22 protein-coding genes and 1 riboswitch are annotated in these 22806 nt (G+C 45.8%); of the genes, 1 reads left to right on the top strand and 21 read right to left on the bottom strand.

Annotation, left to right across the window (positions count from 1 at the left end; all coding sequences use genetic code 11):
* Positions 1-8: 8 nt before the first annotated feature.
* From ligA to CRO17_RS13480, 5 genes are all read right to left on the bottom strand, one after another.
* The gene (gene ligA / locus CRO17_RS13500; protein WP_097043023.1) at positions 9-2015 is read right to left on the bottom strand and encodes an NAD-dependent DNA ligase LigA; all 2007 of its coding nucleotides are present in this window, start codon (positions 2013-2015) and stop codon (positions 9-11) included.
* A gap of 15 nt (positions 2016-2030) precedes the next feature.
* Entirely contained in the window at positions 2031-4250 is a 2220-nt protein-coding gene (pcrA, locus tag CRO17_RS13495; RefSeq protein ID WP_097043022.1) for a DNA helicase PcrA, read from the bottom strand.
* Positions 4251-4269: 19 nt separating this feature from the next.
* Positions 4270-4953: a heptaprenylglyceryl phosphate synthase gene (pcrB, locus tag CRO17_RS13490; protein WP_097043021.1), complete on the bottom strand. Its 684-nt coding sequence runs from the start codon at positions 4951-4953 to the stop codon at positions 4270-4272.
* A 138-nt stretch (positions 4954-5091) separates the two neighbouring features.
* Positions 5092-6084 carry a Gfo/Idh/MocA family protein gene (locus CRO17_RS13485; RefSeq protein ID WP_097043020.1) on the bottom strand — a complete coding sequence of 331 codons (993 nt, stop codon included), beginning with the start codon at positions 6082-6084 and terminating at the stop codon, positions 5092-5094.
* 13 nt (positions 6085-6097) lie between these two features.
* Positions 6098-6400, bottom strand: coding sequence for a YerC/YecD family TrpR-related protein (locus CRO17_RS13480; RefSeq protein ID WP_097043019.1), 303 nt, complete (start codon positions 6398-6400; stop codon positions 6098-6100).
* Between the two features lie 161 nt (positions 6401-6561).
* On the opposite strand from CRO17_RS13480, the gene CRO17_RS13475 reads away from it, so the two are divergent.
* Positions 6562-6795 (top strand): YgaP family membrane protein, encoded by a 234-nt coding sequence (locus CRO17_RS13475; protein WP_097043018.1) that lies wholly within the window; start codon positions 6562-6564, stop codon positions 6793-6795.
* Positions 6796-6834: 39 nt separating this feature from the next.
* On the opposite strand, the gene purD is transcribed toward CRO17_RS13475, so the two are convergent.
* The 16 genes from purD to CRO17_RS13395 form a co-directional block, all read right to left on the bottom strand.
* Positions 6835-8088 carry a phosphoribosylamine--glycine ligase gene (gene purD / locus CRO17_RS13470; RefSeq protein WP_097043017.1) on the bottom strand — a complete coding sequence of 418 codons (1254 nt, stop codon included), beginning with the start codon at positions 8086-8088 and terminating at the stop codon, positions 6835-6837.
* A gap of 18 nt (positions 8089-8106) precedes the next feature.
* Complete coding sequence (gene purH / locus CRO17_RS13465) at positions 8107-9633, bottom strand: bifunctional phosphoribosylaminoimidazolecarboxamide formyltransferase/IMP cyclohydrolase (RefSeq protein WP_097043016.1); 1527 nt, start codon at positions 9631-9633, stop codon at positions 8107-8109.
* A gap of 6 nt (positions 9634-9639) precedes the next feature.
* Complete coding sequence (gene purN, locus CRO17_RS13460; RefSeq protein WP_097043015.1) at positions 9640-10209, bottom strand: phosphoribosylglycinamide formyltransferase; 570 nt, start codon at positions 10207-10209, stop codon at positions 9640-9642.
* A complete protein-coding gene (gene purM / locus CRO17_RS13455; RefSeq protein WP_097043014.1) occupies positions 10206-11231 on the bottom strand; it encodes a phosphoribosylformylglycinamidine cyclo-ligase in 1026 nt (341 codons plus the stop codon). Before purM ends, purN begins: the two co-directional genes overlap by 4 nt.
* Before the next feature lie 10 nt (positions 11232-11241).
* Complete coding sequence (gene purF, locus CRO17_RS13450; RefSeq protein WP_097043173.1) at positions 11242-12654, bottom strand: amidophosphoribosyltransferase; 1413 nt, start codon at positions 12652-12654, stop codon at positions 11242-11244.
* Positions 12630-14852 carry a phosphoribosylformylglycinamidine synthase subunit PurL gene (gene purL / locus CRO17_RS13445; protein ID WP_097043013.1) on the bottom strand — a complete coding sequence of 741 codons (2223 nt, stop codon included), beginning with the start codon at positions 14850-14852 and terminating at the stop codon, positions 12630-12632. Before purL ends, purF begins: the two co-directional genes overlap by 25 nt.
* On the bottom strand, positions 14836-15519 hold the full coding sequence (gene purQ / locus CRO17_RS13440) for a phosphoribosylformylglycinamidine synthase subunit PurQ (RefSeq protein WP_097043012.1): 684 nt from the start codon (positions 15517-15519) through the stop codon (positions 14836-14838). The genes purL and purQ overlap by 17 nt, the downstream gene beginning before the upstream one ends.
* Entirely contained in the window at positions 15516-15767 is a 252-nt protein-coding gene (purS, locus tag CRO17_RS13435) for a phosphoribosylformylglycinamidine synthase subunit PurS (RefSeq protein ID WP_097043011.1), read from the bottom strand. The genes purQ and purS overlap by 4 nt, the downstream gene beginning before the upstream one ends.
* Positions 15764-16477: a phosphoribosylaminoimidazolesuccinocarboxamide synthase gene (purC, locus tag CRO17_RS13430; RefSeq protein ID WP_097043010.1), complete on the bottom strand. Its 714-nt coding sequence runs from the start codon at positions 16475-16477 to the stop codon at positions 15764-15766. Before purC ends, purS begins: the two co-directional genes overlap by 4 nt.
* Positions 16478-16502: 25 nt before the next feature.
* Positions 16503-17798: an adenylosuccinate lyase gene (gene purB, locus CRO17_RS13425; RefSeq protein WP_097043009.1), complete on the bottom strand. Its 1296-nt coding sequence runs from the start codon at positions 17796-17798 to the stop codon at positions 16503-16505.
* The gene (gene purK / locus CRO17_RS13420) at positions 17795-18922 is read right to left on the bottom strand and encodes a 5-(carboxyamino)imidazole ribonucleotide synthase (RefSeq protein WP_245864794.1); all 1128 of its coding nucleotides are present in this window, start codon (positions 18920-18922) and stop codon (positions 17795-17797) included. Before purK ends, purB begins: the two co-directional genes overlap by 4 nt.
* Positions 18909-19400: a 5-(carboxyamino)imidazole ribonucleotide mutase gene (purE, locus tag CRO17_RS13415; RefSeq protein ID WP_097043008.1), complete on the bottom strand. Its 492-nt coding sequence runs from the start codon at positions 19398-19400 to the stop codon at positions 18909-18911. The genes purK and purE overlap by 14 nt, the downstream gene beginning before the upstream one ends.
* 127 nt (positions 19401-19527) lie before the next feature.
* A riboswitch (purine riboswitch) is annotated at positions 19528-19627 on the bottom strand.
* A 115-nt stretch (positions 19628-19742) separates the two neighbouring features.
* Entirely contained in the window at positions 19743-19961 is a 219-nt protein-coding gene (locus CRO17_RS13410; protein ID WP_245864793.1) for an NETI motif-containing protein, read from the bottom strand.
* Positions 19924-20502 (bottom strand): DUF2179 domain-containing protein, encoded by a 579-nt coding sequence (locus CRO17_RS13405; RefSeq protein ID WP_097043007.1) that lies wholly within the window; start codon positions 20500-20502, stop codon positions 19924-19926. The genes CRO17_RS13410 and CRO17_RS13405 overlap by 38 nt, the downstream gene beginning before the upstream one ends.
* A gap of 31 nt (positions 20503-20533) precedes the next feature.
* Positions 20534-21301, bottom strand: coding sequence for a tryptophan-rich sensory protein (locus CRO17_RS13400; RefSeq protein ID WP_097043006.1), 768 nt, complete (start codon positions 21299-21301; stop codon positions 20534-20536).
* A 160-nt stretch (positions 21302-21461) separates the two neighbouring features.
* A complete protein-coding gene (locus CRO17_RS13395) occupies positions 21462-22799 on the bottom strand; it encodes an NCS2 family permease (RefSeq protein WP_097043005.1) in 1338 nt (445 codons plus the stop codon).
* Between the last annotated feature and the right edge of the window lie 7 nt (positions 22800-22806).

Below are 22806 nucleotides of genomic sequence, written 5' to 3'. Positions count from 1 at the left end.
TCTCCTCTCTATTCCTGTAACGCTTCGATCAAACGTGCTTCATCCCATATCTCTATACCGAGCTTCTCGGCTTTATCATATTTTGATCCAGCATCTTCACCGGCGATCAATAAATCTGTCTTCTTGCTAACGCTGCCTGTGACAATTCCGCCCAGTGCCTCGATTTTCTCTTTCGCCTGCGGGCGTGAGAGAGCCTCCATTTTACCAGTCAGTACAATCGTCTTTCCAGTAAATACACTATCGGCTGTTACTTCCTGCGGCTTTATACCTCTATACGTCATATTTACTCCGACTGTTTTCAGCTCTTCAATCAATTGGATCACTTTATCCTCTTGGAAATGCTGATAAATAGAATCGGCCATTTTTTCGCCAATCTCATCAATTGCAACAAGCTCTTCCACGGTTGCCTGCTGCAGTCTGTCGATCGTGTCAAAAGCTTGTGCTAATGTTTTAGCTGCCTTGGATCCAACAAACCGGATACCCAAGCCAAACAATAGACGCTCCAGTGAATTTTCTTTTGATGCTTCAATGGATTGCAGCAAATTATCAGCAGACTTCTCGCCCATACGCTCAAGCTCGAGCAGCTTGTCTCGTTGTAATTTGTACAAATCATCAATCGTATGCACCAATTCAGCTTTGTAGAGCTGCATAATCACTTTTTCACCTAAGCCATCGATATTCATGGCATTCCGGGAAACAAAGTGAATCAATCCTTCCACGAGCTGTGCCGGACAGCTTGGATTGATACAGCGCAGCGCGACTTCATCTTCCAGGCGAACTGTTTCGCTGCCGCATTCTGGGCAATTCGCTGGCATATGAAATTCTTGCTCATCGCCAGTGCGGGCATCGGTTACGACACGGACAACTTCCGGAATAATATCGCCAGCCTTTTTAATGACAACTGTATCGCCAATACGAATATCTTTCTCGCGAATAAGATCTTCGTTATGCAACGTAGCGCGCTGTACAGTTGTGCCCGCTACTCGAACCGGCTCCAGCAGCGCTGTTGGTGTAATAACGCCCGTACGTCCGACGTTCAGCTCGATATCATAAAGCTTTGTTGTCACTTCCTCGGCTGGAAACTTATACGCAATCGCCCAGCGTGGTGTTCGTGCAGTAAAACCAAGTTCATCTTGCTGCTCACGCTTGTCCACTTTGATAACAATCCCATCAATCTCGTAGCTAAGATCAGCACGTTTCGCACTCCACTCTTCCACATACGCTAGCACTTCCTCAATCGTTTCGCAGCGGCGGCGTTCTTTATTTGTCTTGAAGCCTTGCTGTTCCAAATAATCAAGCAGGCCGCTATGGGAATCCAAATCATTTGTCTCCCATTGACCAGAGCCATAAAGGAAGACATCTAAGTTACGGCTGGCAGCAATTTTCGGATCTAACTGACGCAGAGAACCAGCAGCTGCATTACGCGGGTTTGCAAATGGCGCTTCACCGTTTTCTTCCTTTTGCGCATTCAGAGCAGCAAACGATTTTTGCGGCATAAAAGCTTCACCGCGTACTTCGATTGCTTCCTCTAAATCGATTCGAAGCGGAATACTGCGAATTGTCCGCAGATTTTGGGTAATGTCTTCTCCCGTCGCACCGTCTCCGCGAGTCGCTCCTTGAACAAATTCACCATTCTCATAGCGCAAGGATACAGCAAGACCGTCAATTTTCAATTCGCAAATATAGGAATAATCCTCGGTTTCCAGCCCATTTCTGACTCGCTTATCAAAGCTTCGCAGATCCTCTTCATTAAAGGCATTGCCAAGAGATAGCATCGGCACGCGATGTTCCACCTTCTGAAAACCTTCGAGCGGTGCCCCGCCTACACGCTGGGAAGGCGAATCACTCGTAACAAGGTCAGGAAATTCTGCTTCTATGTCTAAAAGCCGCTTTAGTGTCTGATCATATTCGTAATCAGACACTTGCGGATTATCAAGCACATGGTAATCATAATTGTATTGATTGAGCTTTTTGCGCAAATCAGCAAGCTCTTGCATTGCTTCTTCTTTTTTCATGCTGTGCCACCTCAGTTAAGCTTTTGTAATCGGTGCGAACGTCGCGAGCAGGCGCTTAATGCCAACTGGTGCCGGGAAAGCGATATCAAGTTCCATTGCTTCTCCTTCGCCGTTCACTTTCACGACTGTTCCTTCGCCCCATTTCTTATGAACAGCCTTATCACCAAGCCCCCATCCAAGTGCATCGGCACCTGATTTTGGCTTCGGCTTGCGTACAACACGCTTAGGAGCCTGCTTTTGAGCTGCCGCTTGTTTGCTGCTTTGGCCAAAGGGATTTTGTCTCGTTTCCTGCACCCCTTCCAGCAGTTCACTTGGAATCTCACTAATAAAGCGGCTGACTGGATTCATGTTTGTCCGGCCAAATAATGTCCGCATCTTTGCACGAGTAAGATAGAGCTCTTCTTCCGCACGGGTAATTCCAACATACGCAAGACGGCGTTCTTCTTCCATCTCTGTTTCGTCCATTTGTGAACGGCTGTGCGGGAAGACATTCTCTTCCATTCCGATAAGGAACACAACCGGAAACTCCAGTCCTTTTGCACCGTGCAGTGTCATTAAGATGACCTTGTCGTCGCTGGCTGGATCTTCATCCATCGAATCAATATCTGCAATCAAGGCAAGATCAGTCAGGAAGGCAATCAATGACTTATCCTCACTCGTTTGCTCAAAGTTTTTCGTTACTGTTTTGAACTCTTCTAAGTTCTCCAGACGACTTTGTGATTCGATGCTTTTCTCCGCACGCAGCATCTCTTCATAGCCTGATCCTTCCAGCACTTGCTGCACCATATCTGTCGCTGTTAAAAATTCAACTTGCTTCGTCCAGTTGCTGATCATCGTTCCGAATTCACTCAGTGCATTGGCAGCTTTCGCACTGACACCGGTGAAATCGACTTCTTTTAATGTATCGAACAAAGATATCTCATGCATGTTCGCATAAGCTTGCAATTTCTCGATAGAAGTTTTCCCAATACCGCGTTTTGGTTCATTAACGACACGCTCAAAGCTGATATCATCATCTGGGTTGGCAATTAAGCGAAGATAAGCGAGCATATCTTTGATTTCTTTGCGGTCATAGAACTTCGTGCCGCCAATCATTTGATACGGAACGCCTGCTTTTACGAACGTTTCCTCAATCGAACGAGACTGGGCATTCGTGCGGTACAAGATTGCAATATCGCGATAATGCTTTTTCTTTTCGGTAATAACCATCTCTTCAATCTTCTCTGTCACGTACAAAGCTTCGTCCCGCTCTGTCGCTGCTTCGTAATAACGCAGCTTGGAACCATCCATGTTATCCGTCCACAAATTCTTCGGCTTGCGTCCTGTGTTGTTGCCAATTACTTTGTTGGCTGCATCAAGAATCGTCTTCGTCGAGCGGTAATTTTGTTCGAGCATAACGACCTTTGCATTTGGATAATCCTTTTCAAAGGAGAGGATATTCGCAATATCAGCTCCGCGCCAGCGGTAAATCGATTGGTCAGAGTCCCCTACCACACAAAGATTTTTATAACGGGATGCCAGCTGGTTTACCAAACGATACTGCGCGTGGTTGGTATCCTGGTACTCATCTACGTGGATGTATTGGAAACGGCGCTGGTAGTATTGCAATACTTCCGGCACGCGGTCAAACAGCTGAATCGTTTGCATGATCAAATCATCAAAATCGAGTGACTGATTGCGGCGCAATGTTTTTTGATACAAATCAAATACTTCGGCCACTTTCTTCTCATACAAGCTACCTGCTTCTTTGAGGTACTCTTCCGGCGTAATCAATTCGTTTTTAGATGAACTGATAGCGCCTAGCATGGCACGCGGATCATATTGTTTAGGATCCAGATTAAGCCGTTTCAGTGCCTGCTTAATAACAGACAGCTGGTCACTCGTATCCAAAATAGAAAAGTTGCTGTTGTATCCTATTCTGTCTATATCGCGACGTAAAATGCGTACACACATGGAGTGGAAAGTCGAAACCCAAATCTGAGCGCCTTCTTCTCCGACTAATTTGTGCACACGTTCCCGCATTTCACGAGCTGCTTTGTTTGTGAAAGTAATCGCCAATATACTGCGCGGCGACACTTCTTTTTCTCCAAGCAGATAAGCAATACGGTTCGTCAGCACGCGGGTCTTCCCGCTTCCGGCTCCTGCCATAATTAAAAGCGGTCCTTCCGTATGCTGCACAGCTTCTGCTTGCTCTTTATTTAATCCATTTATTAAATCATTCGCCAATTGGCTCATGTTTGCACCGCCTTTATTTCTATCCTTTTACTGCTTTGACTGTCTTCAGAGCAGCCTTTATATTATCATACACGTGGTTTCCGACAATAATCACATCCGCATGCTGCTTCATCTCTGCTGCTTGCTCGGCTGACGTAATGCCGCCCCCGTAAAATAACAGCGTATTTGACAGCTGCTTTTTCACTTTTTGTACGAGTGCCGGATCTGCATAAGCGCCGCTGTTTTCTAAATAAAAAACGGGGAGCTTGTACATATGCTCTGCCATATAAGCATAAGCGATTGTATCATCCTCAGTCGGCATGTTGCATTGCGTATGGGTAAACACTTTGGCATCCGGATTGATGACACAATACCCTTCCATGACAATTTCGTCCCAATGCATCATATCACGGTAAGCTTTAACTGCTTCATGGTGCAGCCCCATGATCCATTGCTTGTCCTTACTATTCATCACCATTGGCACATAATAGTAATCAAAACCTGGCGTAATTGCCTCCATATTGCTGATCTCTAAAATAACTGGAACGGTATGACGGCGAATTCGCGCAAGCAAATCAAGTACACCATCCAGCGTCACATTGTCCGTGCCTCCGACAATAATCGCATCCGTACCAGACTCGCAGATTTTCTCTAAATCCTCATCGTCAATATCTTTGGCCGGATCAAGCTTGAATATATGTTTCCACTCTTTCATGTTATACACGTGTACGTCCTCCATTACTTGCTTCCATAACGTACATTATAGCAAAAATCGACGGGATAATTTAGTGGTTGCCAGAGGAAAATACGAACAGTTGACGAACGAAGAAAGCCTGGCATCGGATTGCCAGGCTTTTCTTGTTCATTGGATTCGATCAGCAGGGAATACTAAGCCGATTTGGCTGCGTGCTTTATCCATAATTTCTGCTACAGCAAGCGCCAATTCATGCGTATTCGTACTGGATTCTCGTTTACCGGATTGAATTAAGTTTACAAATTCTTCTATCTCGTATACCATACGGTGCTCATTATCCTGCGGTCCGCTAATCGTTTCTTCGGTGCTGTCATGATATTGAATCGTGACATCTTCAAAATGGCCGATATGGTCGATCTTAATGGTTGCATCTTCCCCTTGAATTTCAGAAGGCTGTGTGGAGCTGGTGATTTTGGAATAATAAACGACTGCCTCCATTCCTTCATACGATAGCGTAATGGTTGCTTGTCCGTCCACGCCTGATTCGAGCAACGTCCCGCTCGCTTTTATCTCCTGCGGCTTACCAAACAATGCAATAAGTGGATACAAGCAATAAATACCGATATCCATTGTAGCTCCGTTACTAAGCTCTGGATTGAAGGCGTTTAAGATTTTCCCTTGCCTGTAGGCATCATAACGAGATGAGTACTGGCAAAGCTGCGCAACATATCGGCGAATTGGTCCAATCTTATCCAAATGCTGCTGGACGATGCGGTAGTTCGGCAAAAATGTTGTTTTCAACGCTTCCATTAACAGCACATCATGCTGTTTAGCAGTCTCAATCAAATCCTTCACTTCGGCTGCGTTGGATGCAAGCGGCTTTTCACATAATACATGTACGCCATGCTCCATAAAAATTTTTGCTTGGCTTGCGTGCAATGCATTTGGGCTGGCAATATAAACAGCGTCCACTTTCCCACTCGCCGCCATTTCCTCCATGTCAGTGAATGTATGTACAGCACCTTGCTTTTCTGCAAATTCGGCAGCTCGTTCCGCATTTCGGGAATACACTGTTGTCAGTTCAAAGCCCTTAACCTTTCTTCCTGCTTCCAAAAAAGATTCTGTAATCCAGTTCGTTCCAATCACACCAAAGCGTACCATCCACGTCAGCTCCTTATTCTTCTGTTTTATCTTCCAAACGTTCCAGAACCGTGTTGTACCCGTCGTTACCATAATTCAGACAACGCTTCACACGTGAAATTGTTGTTGTAGACGCACTTGTTTCTTGCACAATGGCGTGATACGTTGCACCTTCACGAAGCATCTTCGCAACTTGCAGGCGTTGTGTCAGTGATTGTATTTCACTGATTGTCGCAATATCATCGAAGAAGCGATAGCACTCTTCCTTATCTTCCAGTGTCAGAATTGCTTCAAACAATTCATCTAAATGCTCACCACGGAGCTTGTCAAGCTGCATACAGCTTCCCTCCCCATACGTACGATTGTGCTTGTTACCTTATCCTTTATCATACAACATCTGAAGTATTTTTGCGCCATGTGAGTCCAATGGAATTTTTATACTCGCATAGGCAGCTCGTGCGGAGGGAAAATAAAGTCAAAAGAAAAGAGGTGCCACAAATGCTGAAACCGAATATTGGGATTGTCCAAGCTTTAATCCGAATTGCCGCAGGCATCAGCATGGTCGGTTATGCGACAGCTGCCCTAGTCACCAAACCGAAGCAGCTTACTGCCCACTTAACACTGCTCGCTGGTGCAGTTAAAATCGCTGAAGGAATCGTGCGATACTGTCCAAGCATGGCTTTGATTAATCAGTTCCGGCATAAAGAAGAATCAGAATCTGAAGGCTCATAAAAAAGAAGAACTGGCTGCATACCAGTTCTTCTTGCATTTTTATTCTCCAAACCCAATGTCCGTTCGGTAATGGAAAAGGGCATTATTTTCAAATGTTTTCAGTCCTTCTTTGACACTTTTAACTGCGTCAGACCGATTTTGATGTACAGCGCCAATGAACAAGATACGTCCGCCATTGGAAACATACCCATCAGCAGTTTTTTCTGATCCAGCATGGATGCAGTAAACATCTTGTGGCAGAGTAGACAAATCCGGAATAGAAAGCTGCTTTTGGTAACTACCAGGATATCCGCTGGCTGCAATCACGGTTCCGGTTGCGTAGGCATCTTTCCACTTCAGCAACGGATTTTTGCCAGCAGTTACATCCTGCATCACTTGCAGCAAGTCATTTTCCAAAAGCGGTAAAATAACTTGTGTTTCCGGATCTCCGAAACGTGCATTAAATTCAATCACTTTTGGTCCGTTAGTTGTTTCAATCAAACCTGCGTAAAGAACACCTGTGAAAGAACGTCCTTCGTCAACTAAACCAGCTGCCGCAGGGATAAGAATACGCTCGATTGCCTCATTAATAACTGTTTGCTGCAAATCCGGGATGGGAGCATACGCCCCCATGCCTCCCGTATTTGGACCTTGATCATGATCATAAACGCGCTTATGGTCACGAGCAGGAACAAGCGGATACACATTCTTTCCGTTTACAAAAGCCATGAGTGAAAATTCTTTGCCGTCCAAGAAATCCTCAATAACAACCAGACTGCCAGCCTGACCGAATTGGTTTCCTACGAGCATGCTTTCTACAGCCTCATTCGCTTGTTCGACCGTTTGCGCCACAACAACACCTTTCCCAGCTGCTAAACCGTCTGCTTTCACAACAATTGGTGCACCTTTTTCAGCAATATACGCTTTTGCTTTTGCTGTATCTGTGAAAGTTTGACTAGCAGCTGTTGGAATGTGATGTGTTTGCATAAATTGCTTGGCATAATTCTTACTGCCTTCAATCAAAGCTGCTTCTTTTGTTGGTCCGAACACATGCAATCCTGCCTGCTGGAAAGCATTGACGACACCAGCCAGCAATGGAATTTCCGGTCCAACGAAGGTCCAGTCAATTTGCTCTTCTTTTGCAAAGCTTACCAGGTCGTCCACTGCTGTTACATCAATTGGTACACAGGTAGCCAGATCAGCTATTCCGCCATTTCCTGGTGCTGCGTATAACGCGGTTATTTTCGTACTTGAAGCTAGCTTCGCAACGATACTGTGCTCCCGGCCGCCGCTGCCGATTACAAGAACTTTCACATGTACTCCCCCTGACAATTAATGCTTAAAGTGACGCATTTCTGTAAAGACCATGGCAATATTGTGCGCATTACATACAGCGATAGAATCCTCATCTCGTTTCGATCCGCCAGGCTGAATGATTGCCGTCACGCCAGCTTGAATAGCTGCTTCCACTGTGTCTGGCATTGGGAAGAATGCATCTGATGCAAGAACACTTCCTGCTGCTTTGTCACCTGCTTGCTCTAACGCAATTTTGGCTGCACCGACACGGTTCATCTGGCCTGCACCAACACCGATGGTTTGATCATCTTTGGCTACGACAATCGCGTTGGATTTCACATGCTTCACGACTTTCCAAGCGAAAAGCAAATTCTTCAGTTCTTCATCTGTTGGCTTACAGTTCGTTGCCACTGTAAGATCAGCTTCTGTAACTGCCCCCGTATCATAGTCCTGTACAAGCAGTCCGCCGCTGACGCTGACAACTTTTTTCGGCTGCTCTATTTTGTCCGCAGCAAGCTCCAGCAAACGAATGTTTTTCTTCTCGGTTAGCAATGTTAGTGCTTCTTCTGTGAAACTTGGCGCAATCACAATTTCTAAGAAGATTTCTTTCAGCTGCAGAGCTGTGTCTTTGTCTACTTCCCGGTTCAAAGCTACAATACCACCAAAGATTGAAGTAGAGTCTGCTTCAAATGCTTTGCGGAAAGCATCTGAAATTGTTTCCCCGATTCCGACGCCGCATGGATTCATATGCTTCACTGCTACTGCAGCGGCTTCTTGAAATTCCATTACAATCTCAAGCGCAGCATTAGCATCTTGGATATTATTATAAGAAAGTTCTTTGCCATGCAGCTGCTTTGCATTCGCAATCGAAGCCCCTTTTACGATTGGGTCTTTGTAAAATGCGGCTGCTTGGTGCGGATTTTCGCCATAACGCAAGGATTGCACTTTTTCGTACGTAAGCGTCAATGTTTCATTGTCCTGCTCGTCATTCAATTCTGCCAGGTAACCTGCAATCATCGCATCGTAGTTAGCTGTATGACGGAACACTTTCCCAGCCAAGCGACGTTTCGCTTCATAAGAAAGCTCTCCTTCTCGCAAAGCGGCTAGCGTTGTTTCATAATCAGCTGGGTCGACCAAAACTGTGACGCCAGCAAAGTTCTTTGCTGCAGAACGAAGCATTGTCGGTCCGCCAATATCAATGTTTTCAATAGCATCGGCTTCTGTTACATCTGGATTCTTGATTGTGTTTTTGAAAGGATACAGATTGACAACAACCAAATCTATTGGTGTGATATTACGTTCTTTCAGCTGCTGCATATGGCTTTCATCATCTCTTCTAGCCAACAAGCCGCCATGGATGGCTGGGTGCAATGTTTTCACGCGTCCGTCCATAATTTCATCAAATTTTGTCACGTCAGCTACTGCAGCAGCCGGAACTCCTGCTTCCTGCAGCTGCTTAAGCGTTCCTCCAGTAGAGATGATGTCATAATCCATCGCCGCCAACTCCTTGGCAAATGGGATGATTCCTGTTTTATCTGAAACGCTGATTAACGCACGTGGCATTAGCTGTCATTCCTTTCCTTCTCGTGTAAGTATGTAATGAATCGTTTCCGGGTATAAACGGTGCTCAATTTGCTGCATTCGCTGATGCAAGGTGTGATGTGTATCTCCTGGCTGCACAGGAACTGCTTCTTGGGCGATGATGGTGCCTGTGTCCATACCGCTATCGACAAAATGAATGGTCACACCGCTCACTTTTACCCCAGCGGCCAACGCTTGTCCGATGGCATCTTTGCCGGTGAATGCAGGCAATAAGGACGGATGAATATTTATAATCCGATTCGCAAATGCATCTAGCAAGGTAGATCCAATCAAGCGCATATATCCCGCCAAGAAAATCCACTCAATTTGCATATCCTGCAATTTCGTTAAGATTGCTTGTTCATAAGCTTGCTTATCTGGGAAAGTTTTTGGGTCGCAAACAAAGACTTCTACATTCCATCCTGCTGCTTTTTGGATAACAGGAGCTTCGGGTTTATCACAAACAAGCAGGCAAACAGCGCATGGTAATGCGGAAGCCTGCACAATTGCCTCCGCATTACTGCCGCTGCCAGAAGCAAAGACAGCAGCTGCAATCATGCTTGAAACTCCACGCCGTTTTGCTCTGTCACTTCGCCGATGATCCAGGCTTTTTCGCCAGCATCCTGAAGTAAGCTCAAACACTGCTCGGTGTCTTCTTGGGATACTATCAGCGCCATACCGATACCGGTATTAAATACGCCAAGCATATCGTCAAAAGCGATCTCTGCTTTGTTCATCAAAAATTCATAAACAGCCGGCAGTTCCCAGCTGTCTGTCTGAATGCGAACACCGAGATGGTCTGGCACTGCGCGAGGCAGATTTTCATGAAAGCCGCCGCCGGTAATGTGGGAAATACCGTGAATGTCTATTTCTTCTTGGACAGCGCGGACAGCTGTTGCATAAATTTTCGTCGGCTCCAGCAAAACCTCTCCTAAAGGACGATCAAACGGTGCATATACGTCATCCAGCGATAGATTGTGCTCCTCCAGCAATCGGCGAACTAATGAAAAACCATTTGAATGCAAACCGCTGGATGCAATTCCAATGATCGTGTCGCCAGCTTCCACAGCATCTCCGCTGATAAGTTTCGACTTTTCGCCGATACCGACAACAAAACCAGCCAAATCATACTCGTCTTCTGCATACATGCCAGGCATTTCCGCCGTTTCACCGCCGATTAAGGCAGCACCTGCTTCGACACAGCCGTCAGAAATACCTTTGACAATCTGCTCCATCTTCTCCGGTTCATTTTTGCCGCAAGCGATATAATCCAGGAAAAACAATGCCTGTGCGCCTTGAGCAATAATGTCATTCACGCACATCGCAACCAAGTCAATGCCGACTGTATCATGCTGATTCATATCAAATGCCAGCTTCAGCTTCGTGCCCACTCCATCTGTTCCGGAAACAAGTACCGGCTCCTTATAAGAAAACGACGATAAATCGAATAGTCCAGCAAACGCTCCGACACCGCCGATGACCTCGGGGCGGTTCGTTCGTTTGATATGCTTTTTCATTAAGTCCACTGCGCGATAGCCTGCTTCAACATCTACGCCGGCTTGCTTGTATAGTTCACTCATGCTTGGCCTCCTAACACTTGTATGCCGGAAGTACAGTATCCGGATAGATCTCAGTTGGGTAATTTCCTGTAAAGCATGCTTTGCAGATGCCGTGTGTCATGACGTCGTTATCGCCAACAATGCAATCCTGGAGACCATCGACGCTAAGGAAAGAAAGTGAATCTGCCTCAATTAGTTCGCGCATTTCTTCGATGCTGTGATTCGCTGCAATCAGCTCTGAAGTCGTCGACGTATCGATGCCGTAGAAACACGGATTCTGTATCGGGGGTGATGCAATTCGCACATGTACTTCTGTTGCTCCAGCTTCTTTCAGCATGCGGACAATTCGTTTGCTCGTTGTCCCGCGCACGATAGAGTCATCGACCATGACGACACGCTTGCCTTTCACGATTCCGCGTACAGCAGACAGTTTCATCTTCACGCCTTGCTCCCGCAGCTCTTGAGACGGCTGGATAAACGTTCGGCCAACATAACGGTTCTTAATCAATCCAAGCTCATATGGAATGCCGGTTGCTTCGGAAAAACCGATTGCAGCAGAAATACTGGAATCAGGTACACCTGTGACAACATCTGCTTCAATAGGCGCTTCCTGCGCGAGCACTTTACCCATTTTTTTACGAGAAGCATGCACATTCTGGCCGTTCAAATCGGAGTCCGGACGGGAGAAATAGACATACTCCATGGAACAAAGTGACCGCTCCAACGTGGAAGAAAAGCGCTGCGAATGCAAGCCAGCATCGCTGATTGTAATCAGCTCGCCGGGCTCCACTTCACGTACATATTCTGCTCCTGTTACATCAAAAGCACATGTCTCCGAAGATACAACCCAGGCATCTCCGAGTTTACCGAGCGATAAGGGACGCAAGCCTTTCGGATCTACTGCAACGAACATTTGCGTTTCTGTGAGAATCGTTAAACTGTACGCGCCTTTGACCATGCTGAGTGCAGATTTGATCGCTTCATCCAACTCAATCTGGCCGCTTCGCTTGATCAAGTGCGCGATTACTTCTGTATCAGAAGATGTTTGCAAGATGCTGCCTTGCGCTTCCAGCTGCTGCTTTAATCCGTATGCATTAACAAGGTTGCCGTTGTGGGCAATTGCGAGACTGTCTTTTTGGGAACGAAACAGCAATGGCTGCACGTTTTCATAGCCACCGCCGCCGGCAGTTGCATAGCGAACATGACCAATCGCGGCATTACCGTTCAGCTTATTAAACTCACCACCAGCAAACACCTCATTAATCAAGCCAAGACCTTTATGCAAATGCAGATTTTCTCGGTCTGTTGTTACAACGCCGGCGCCTTCCTGCCCGCGATGCTGCAAGGCATGAAGACCGTAATACGTTACTTCTGCTGCTTTCTCATGACCCCAAATCGCAAAGACACCGCATTCCTCGTTCAAGCCTTTGATTTCAGCAAGCATGGAATAGCTCCCTTCCAAAGTCCCTCAAGTGTTGGTACTGCTTCTGCGATGATTGTCTTGTCTCCCTGTACAACTGTAAGTTCCGCTGTTTCTGTCACGACGCCGATTTGCGCTGCCGCTGGTACTGCTTCTTCAAAAGCTGCTTGATTATCAGGTGAAACAGATACTAGGAAACGTGATTGTGATTCACTGAAAAGTGCTGCCGTAACATCTTCCTCTACTGTCACTTGTGCGCCAAGTGTTGTGCCAAACAAGCTTTCTGCTAATGCGACAGCCAAACCGCCCTCGGCAAGATCATGTGCGGAAGCTGTTAGTCCTTGCTGGATGCTAGCTAGAACTGCTTGCTGATTGCTTGCCTCGATATCAAGATTAATAGCTGGAGCTTTTCCGTAGTAGCGTCCTTCAAGCAGATTTTGCAGCTCACTGCCGCCGAACTCTGCTTTTGTTTCCCCTACTAGATAGATAGCATCACCAGCTTGCTTAAATGTGCTCGTCGTTACATGTTTGATGTCTTCCACTAAGCCAACCATACCGACAATCGGTGTCGGGAAAATAGACTGTTGGTTTGATTCATTGTAAAGCGATACATTTCCGCTGATAACTGGTGTATCCAATGCAAGACAAGCAGCACTCATGCCGTCTACACTCTTTTCCATCTGCCAGAAATTCTCCGGCTTATCTGGATTGCCAAAGTTCAAGCCGTCAGTGAGAGCCAGCGGTTTGGCACCAGAACTGATGATGTTTCTAGCTGCTTCTGCGACTGCAATTTTCCCGCCCGTCTCCGGATCGAGGTAAATATAACGAGAATTACAGTCAGTTGTCATGGCGATGGCTTTCTGTGTGCCGCGAACGCGAACAATCGCCGCATCGCTTCCTGGCGCAACTACTGTATCAGCACCAACCATGCTGTCATATTGATCGTACACCCATTCTTTGCTGGCAATTGTCGGCTGCTGCAGCAGTTGTTTGAGCGTTTCTGCATAATTTGTAACAGCTGGCTTGTAATCCATTGTTTGAAACTTCGTGAAATAATCTGGTACTTTGGAATCTTTATAGTAAACTGGTGCATCTTCTGCCAAACTATCAACCGGTATTTCAGCAGCAATTTCTCCATGATGCAGCAATCGGAACTGCTTATCGTCCGTCACTGTTCCAACTGCAACAGCTTGTAAGCCGTATTTCTCAAATACATCAATAATGCCTTGCTCCTGTCCCTTTTTCACCACGAGCAGCATGCGCTCTTGTGATTCTGACAGCATCAATTCGTAAGGCGTCATATGCAGCTCTCGCTGCGGTACAAGATCCAAATTCATTTCCATTCCCATGCCAGCTTTACTCGCCATCTCGCTCGCACTGGATGTTAAACCGGCAGCACCCATATCCTGCATACCAACAAGCGCTTCATGATGGATAACTTCCAAACAAGCTTCGATTAAAAGCTTTTCCATAAACGGATCGCCAACTTGCACAGACGGACGCTTGGATTCGGACTCTTCACTCAAGTCTTCTGAAGCGAATGTCGCACCATGGATACCATCGCGGCCAGTTGGGGCACCAGCGTAAATAACCGTATTGCCAACCCCGGCAGCGATTCCTTTTTGGATATCTTTTTGATCAATCAAGCCGACACACATGGCATTCACTAATGGATTGCCTTCATAGCTTGTATCAAATTGAATTTCACCGCCGACAGTTGGTACGCCGACACAGTTGCCGTACCCTGCAATACCATGAACAACTTCCTCTACTAAATATTTCACACGAGGTGTTGTCAGATTGCCGAAGCGTAAGGAATTCAACAGCGCAATGGGACGCGCTCCCATGGAAAATACATCACGGATAATACCGCCGACACCTGTTGCAGCGCCTTGGTAAGGTTCGACCGCGGACGGATGGTTATGACTCTCGATCTTGAACACGACTGCCTTGTCATCGCCGATATCAACGATGCCGGCTCCTTCGCCGGGCCCTTGTAACACATGCGGTCCCTTGGTCGGGAATTTACGCAATAATGGCTTAGATGTTTTATAGCTGCAATGCTCGGACCACATAACGGAGAAAATGCCTGTTTCGGTGAAATTCGGCTGTCTGCCTAAAATGTTTTTAACAGATTGGAACTCTTCATCTGTCATACCCATATCGCGATACAGACGGTCTTGTTCGATTTTTTCTGGACTGATTTCAGCTTGTTGTAACATACATTTCCCTCCAGTGGTGTAATACAGATTGGAATAGTGCCAAACCGTCTTTTGAACCAAGCAGATCCTCCACCGCTCGTTCTGGATGCGGCATCATACCGAGTACGTTTCCGGCTTTGCTGACGATCCCGGCGATATCAGCACGAGAACCGTTCGGATTATTTTTGTAAGTGAAAACAATCTGATTATTTTGCTGTAACGTCTCCAACGTTGCATCGTCACAATAGTAATTACCTTCCCCATGCGCGATAGGAATTTGAATTTCCTGTCCCTTTTCATAACTGCTCGTAAACAGCGTATCGTTACGTTCCACTACTAATGTTTCGTAGTGGCACATAAATTTCATTTTTTCATTTCGCAGCATAGCTCCTGGCAGCAAGCCTGTTTCCAAGAGAATTTGGAATCCGTTGCAAACACCAAGGACAGGTGTACCTATTTCCGCTTTTTGTTTAATCTGATTTAAGACGTTTGATACCGACGCGATAGCACCGGAGCGAAGATAATCACCATAACTAAAGCCGCCTGGCAGCAAAATAGCGTCATAGTCTGCTAGATTTGCATTTTCATACCATACAAGATCAGCTTCTTCTCCTAAACCGTCCCGGACCGCATGATACATGTCTCGGTCACAGTTGGAGCCTGGAAAAACGATGACAGCGAATTTCACGACTTGATGCCCTCCTCGACTGTGTAGCTGTATTCTTCCATCACAGGATTGGCTAGCAGCTTATCACACATACGCTGCACTTCTTGTGCTGTATCGGCATTATCCGGCAAACTCATTTCGATATATTTTCCGACACGCGTATCGGCTACTTCCGGAAAACCATTTGCCTGCAATGCTTCTTGTACAGCCTTACCTTGCGGGTCTAAAACCCCTTCTTTCAGCGTGATGAAGATTCTGACCTTTTTCATTTTGCTGCCTCCAGTCGATTTAAAATTGCATCATATACGTCAATCAAACTCCCAATGTCTTCACGGAACACATCTTTATCCATTTTGCTGCCACTCTCTTTATCCCAAAGCCGGCACGTGTCCGGTGAAATCTCATCTGAGAGAAGAATAGAGCCATTCTGATCACGGCCGAATTCCAGTTTGAAATCGACCAGCTGCAGGCCGACTCTGTCGAAGAATGCCTGCAAATGCTGGTTGACTTCCAATGCTGCTTGCTTAATGAAAACAAGCTCATCTTCATTCAGATCCGTCAGCAACAGCGCATGTGCGTCATTGATAATCGGATCATCCAAGCTGTCATCTTTGTAGTAAAACTCTGTCAAAACGGGTTGAAAAACAGTTTTCTCAGGAATACCAAGTCTTCTGGTAATGCTTCCTGCTGCAACATTCCGGACAACTACTTCGAGCGGTATGATTGACGTCTGACGCACTAACTGCTCTGTCTCATTTAGCGTCTTGATAAAGTGTGACGTAATACCCTTTTCTTTCAAATAATCAAAAATATGAGCAGAAATAAGATTGTTGTAACGGCCTTTTCCTTCGAAGCTTGCTTTCTTCTTGCCATTGAATGCTGTTGCATCATTCTTATAGGAGAGCACGAGCTGCTGCTCGTCCTCCGTGGATTGAAATACTTGCTTGGCTTTTCCTTCATAAAGCAATTTGCCTTTCACGTTCTCCACCCCGTTTGTCAAAGTATTATTCTAAGCCGATTTTATGGAAGATCTGATCTACGTTCTTCAAGTGATACGTATAGTCGAAGCAGTCATCAATCTCTTCCTGGCTAAGGAAAGCAGCGATTTCGGTTTCTGCTTCAATCAGCTGTTTGAAGTGTGTCTGTGTTTCCCATGCTTCCATCGCTTTCGGCTGCACAATATCGTAAGCTTGCTCGCGGCTCATGCCTTTGTCGATAAGTGCTAATAGGACACGCTGTGAGAAAATAACGCCGTACGTGCGATCGATATTGCGCTTCATGTTTTCTGGGAAAACTGTCAAGTTCTTCACAATGTTAGAGAAGCGGCTCAGCATATAATCCAGTGCAATTGTTGCATCCGGTAAGATAACGCGCTCTGCGGAGGAATGAGAGATATCTCTTTCATGCCAAAGTGCAACGTTCTCATATGCTGTTACCATGTGCCCGCGAATCAGACGAGACATGCCGACCATATTCTCAGAGCCGATTGGGTTACGCTTATGCGGCATTGCCGACGATCCTTTTTGCCCTTTGGCGAAGAATTCTTCTACTTCACGCGTTTCCGTTTTTTGCAAGCCGCGAATCTCGGTTGCAAATTTTTCAATGCTTGTTGCAATCAATGCCAGTGTGCTCATATATTGTGCATGGCGGTCACGCTGCAATGTTTGTGTAGATACAGGCGCTGGCTTCAAGCCTAGCTTTTTCGTCACGTATTTCTCTACATACGGATCGATGTTTGCATATGTACCGACCGCACCGGAAAGTTTGCCGTATTGAATCGTATCAGCTGCTGCATCAAAACGCTCCAAGTTACGTTTCATTTCTTCGTACCACAGTGCAAGTTTCAAACCGAATGTTGTCGGCTCAGCGTGCACACCATGTGTACGTCCCATCATGACGGTATGCTTATGTTCTTTCGCTTTTGTTTCCAAAATGTCGATGAAGTCAACGATGCCTTTACGGATGATTTCGTTTGCCTGCAGCAAGATATAGGAAAGCGCTGTGTCGACAACATCTGTGGATGTCAGACCGTAATGCACCCATTTGCGCTCTTCTCCAAGCGTCTCAGAGACAGCACGTGTGAAGGCGACTACATCATGACGTGTTTCTTGTTCAATCTCTAAAATACGGTTGATATCAAAGGATGCGTTCTCGCGTAGTGCTTTGACGTCCGACTCAGGGATAATGCCAAGGTCACTCCATGCTTCACATGCTAAGATTTCTACCTCGAGCCATGCACGGTACTTATTTTCGTCTGTCCAAATCTTGCCCATTTCTTCTCTTGTATAACGTTCAATCATGCCTTGTTTCCTCCTAGTGATCGTGTAAAGGCGTCGGTTGCATCCAGCAGAGCTTCTCGTGACGTACCAACCATTGTGAAATGCCCCATCTTCCGTTTCGGCTCGGCTTCTTGTTTGCCGTAATCATGCAGATGAGCAAGCGGTTTGTCAGGTGCTTGCCAATACTGGTCCAGCGCTTCTCCTAATAAATTTATCATAACGGCGGCCCCGATAAAATGGACCGGCAAAAGCGGCAGTCCGCAAATAGCGCGAATATGCTGCTCAAATTGCGATACCGTGCAAGCTTCAATTGTATAATGACCGGAATTATGCGGGCGAGGCGCCACTTCATTCATATACAGCTGATTGCCAGCAACAAACATTTCAACGGTGAACGTGCCGACAACTCCGGCCGCCTCTGCTAGCTTGCCAGCAGCTGTGCGAGCTTGCTCCGCTACCTCGTCCGTTATAGACGCTGGCACAACTGTTCGAGACAGGATATGGTCACGGTGCTCATTTTCGGCAGCTGGGAAGAAAGTAATTTCTCCATCTGTTCCTCTTGTGAGCACAATCGATATTTCCTTATCGAAGGTCAGCCATGATTCAAGTATGCAGCGTCCATTTTTACGGACAAATTCGGCTGCTTCTGGCAAATCATCCTTACCATTCAGTTTTAGCTGTCCCTTGCCGTCGTATCCGCCGCGGCATGTTTTCACGACAGCTGGAAACCCAATGCTTCTTATTTCAGTCAGCAATTCCTTCTCCTCTTTCACAATGGCAAAAGGAGCTGCCGGCAAATCAAGCTCTTTCATTAGATTCTTTTCATTTGCTCGGTCTCGGCTGATTTCTAAGAGCAGGGAACCTTGAGGAAGCTTATTCGCTGCTTCAAGTAATCTGGCTGCTTCCAAATCTACATTTTCAAATTCATAGGTGACAACATCACTTAAGCTTGCCAGTTTTCGAATGGCTGTTAAATCATCATAAGCCGCTTCTATATGATTGTCTGCAACTTGTGCCGCTGGACAATCGGGCGTTGGATCGAGAACAACGATTCGGTAACCCATATGTTTGGCAGCTGTGGCCATCATCCGTCCAAGCTGACCGCCGCCGAGAATGCCAATTGTTTTGTTGTTATTTGGTCGCAAGCTGATTCCTCATTTCTGCCACTTGTTTCTTCATATTTTCTTGGTAAGCAGCCAGTCGCTCGGCTATCTGATTATCATGGATACCGAGCATCTGTGCGGCTAGGAGGCCTGCATTTTTTGCTCCTGCCTTCCCGATAGCTACTGTCGCAACAGGTACGCCGCCAGGCATTTGAACGATGGAGAGAAGAGAATCCATTCCATTGAGCGCTTTCGTCTGGACCGGTACACCAATGACAGGTAAAGTCGTCTTGCTGGCAACCATTCCTGGTAAATGTGCTGCTCCGCCAGCTCCGGCAATAATTACCTTCAATCCTCTGCCTCTAGCCGATGCCGCATACTCGAACATGTCCTCAGGTGTACGGTGCGCTGAAATGACTTCTTTTTCATAAGGAATTTCCAGCTCTTCCAATAGCTTGCACGTATGCTCCATTGTCTCCCAATCTGAAATGCTGCCCATGATGATTCCAATCTCCGCCAATCCAATCCCTCTTTCCTCTTTTATTCCATAAAAAAAGCCTATTCATCCCTCCCGTAAAATCAGAGAGAAGATGAATAGGCTGACATTGCTGTAAGCTCATAATCATGCACACGTCCAGCCGAGATTCGGCTGTTCCATCTTCCCTCATAGTCCGCCATTTACGGTAGCAGGTAGAGACTTCCGGACCGTATCTCCGGAAATATATGAGGTGCGATCTATAAGTACAGCTAAGCCGCTGTACGTTATTGTCAAATCTAGCCGTGTCTTTCATGCATGTATTATGATAACAATTTTGATACCTATCGTCAATGAAAAAATCGAACGATGGTCATTTTGTTATATTTATTGTTCGGTTTTTAGGAGCTTTGCATCAAACATGACGCTTTTCCCAATCGGCTCTACCTTCTTTACGCCGTTCTCGGTTGTTTCCCGGAAAATTGGTTCTTCTACTTTTCGAACCGGCATATAGCCCTCCGCTTTGATACGGGCAAGGCAAGCATCAATTGTCTCATTCTCACCGAGCTCAAACCGTTTCTTGGTCATCTTTTTTTGGTTTGCCATTTCGACGAATTCGCTCCCTTTTTACACTTTTAACCCAGAAACCGCCTGAAATTTGCCGCGGTTCGTAGGAGATGATAAATGCTTTTGGATCTATTTCCTGAATCGTTTCGTAAAGCTTCAATTCATATTTTCGCGGTGTCAGGATTTGCATCGCCAGCCGGTCACCTTCCATGCCATATGCGAACCAGCTCGTAACACCGTATCCTTTTTCTCGAAGCTTCTTCGTAAACTCAATACTCGGATCGGAGGAAATAACATTAGCAGTAACATAACCTAAAGCTAGCTTTTCCTCAATTTTTGAGCCGAGTACAACTCCAATACCGAATCCGAGCGCATAAGCGATCAGATTCTGAATTTGATCAAGATTGTTCAATACCAGTCCCAGACCGACTGTATAGATCGTAACCTCGAACACACTGACTATTGCCGAAATATAGCGTCGTCCTTTTAATGTCAAGATAACACGCAAAGTATTGAGGGTAACATAAACGATGTTCACAACAAAGATGATAAGCACCATGACGAGTGGTATTTCTAACAAATTACTTCCTCCTTAAAGACTATTGTGTTTTTCAATAGCCGTGCTGCTTGCGCTTGCGCCGAAACAAATGAATCGGAATTGATATGAGAATAAGCAGTGCCATAATACTTGCGACAGCTGTAATAGCCGGAAAATTCTCTGCCCTGGCAGCGGCAATAGCTACATACGCCCAAATAAACACAAGCGGATAAATACTGTCGCGGAATATATGCATAAAGCTGATTGCTAAGATAGCTCCAATAATGAGCAGAATAATTGTCCAAACCTCACCGGACAACAGCCAGCCCTCTACATTATCGACGCCTAGTGACACAAATAGAATACCTACATTTAATATGGTTGCAACTGATACCCAGCCAATATAAATGGAAAACGGAAATAAATCAAACTTTCCGCGGTCTGAGGATGTTGAAACAGACTGATATAAGATAATCAATGAAATAAGCAGTGCAGCCATTGGGATAATGGAAAGGCTGAATAGCTGATAATGGAAACTGAACAGCCAAGCAATATTGAAGATACAGCTGGCGACAAATGCACTTGCTGCTTTTCCATACCATTCCTTTTCACGTGTCGACCGGAAAAAAAGACGGATGATCCAAATGAATACAACCAGATAAATAATACCCCAAATACTAAATGCATAACCTGCTGGCTGAAATAGCACACCTAGCTGGTTTGATAATTGCTGCGTCGTTTTTCCTCCAAGCGGCAAGGCATTGGACAGGTAATTGACGACGATTACTGCGATGAATGCAAGTAAGCTGATCCAAGCCAGCTTCACAGAACGGTTACTCATGTAAATTTCCTCCTCCTCGCCCACAGACGATTCTAATCTCTCGCTAGTATAATACAATTATACCCTCAAGCCTCGCAAACAACGCACAAAGGGAAAATCCTCCTAAAGAATTGTCATATTTGGCCTAAAGAAAAGCCGCCCCATATGGGACGGCTTTTCTTTAGGCCAAATAAATGAAATACAAAATGAATATCACGAACAGGAACCACATGACCGGATGAACTTCTTTCACACGGCCTTTGACAAGCAATGTCAGCGGGTAGAAGATGAAGCCAATCGCAATACCAGTTGCAATACTTGCTGTCAGCGGCATCATAAGGATCGTGAAGAATGCTGGTACAGCAAACTCTACCTTATCCCATTCAATCTCTTTTAGAGAAGAACACATGAGCACCCCAACAACAATTAAAGCTGGTGCTGTTACTTCGTTTGTAATGACGGAAAGCAGCGGGCTGAAGAACAATGCCAGTAAGAAACAGATGGCTGTGACAACAGCTGTAAAGCCACTTCTTCCGCCAGCACCCACGCCTGTTGTGGACTCAACATATGCTGTTGTATTTGATGTTCCGATGATCGCACCCGCCACTGTGGCACCAGAATCAGCAAGCAATGCTTTTCCTGGATTCGGCAGCTTGCCATCTTTCATTAAACCTGCTTTTGTAGCTACTGCTACTAACGTACCCGCAGTATCAAAGAAGTCAACAAACAAGAATGTAAGGATAACCGTCAGCATCTGAATGGTGAAGATATCGCCAAAGTGATCAAATGCTGCACCAAATGTAGGTGCTAAGCTAGGTACGCTTCCCACAACATCATTCACTGCAGTTGGCGGAGCAATCAATCCAGCAACCATACCAGCAACGGCTGTAATCAGCATACCGATGAAGATTGCTGCACGTAATCCTTTTACCAGTAAAAGAGCTGTTACAAAAACACCAAAGACTGTTAACAGAACTGGTCCGCTTGTGATATCACCAAGCGCTACTACTGTATCCTCACTTGCAACTACTAAGTTCGCATTTTTCAAACCAATAAATGCGATAAAAAGACCAATACCAGCACCCATCGCTAATTTCAAGTTCGGCGGGATTGCATTGATGAGCAATTCACGCAGACCGGAAAGAGACAAAATCATAAAAATCACACCGGAGGCAAACACACCAGCCAATGCAGTTTCCCAAGGGATTTGATACGTTAAGACAACTGTAAATGCAAAGAAAGCATTCAATCCCATACCAGGTGCCAATGCAATCGGCAATTTAGCGAATAGGCCCATAATCAGCGTACCAATCGCTGAAGCTATCGCTGTTGCAGTAAAGATCGCACCAGGATCCATACGGCCAGAACCAGGCAGTGCATTATCTGGAATGCCTTGCAAAGAAAGAACATTTGGGTTAACGAACAAAATATATGCCATCGCTAAAAATGTCGTTACGCCGGCAATAATCTCCGTCCGGTAAGAAGTGTTCAATTCGTCAAAGCGGAAAAAACGTTTCATAGCTTGT

Source organism: Terribacillus aidingensis (assembly GCF_900215625.1).
GTDB classification, from domain to species: Bacteria; Bacillota; Bacilli; order Bacillales; family Amphibacillaceae; genus Terribacillus; species Terribacillus aidingensis.
This window is presented reverse-complemented; position numbering and strand designations above follow the sequence as displayed.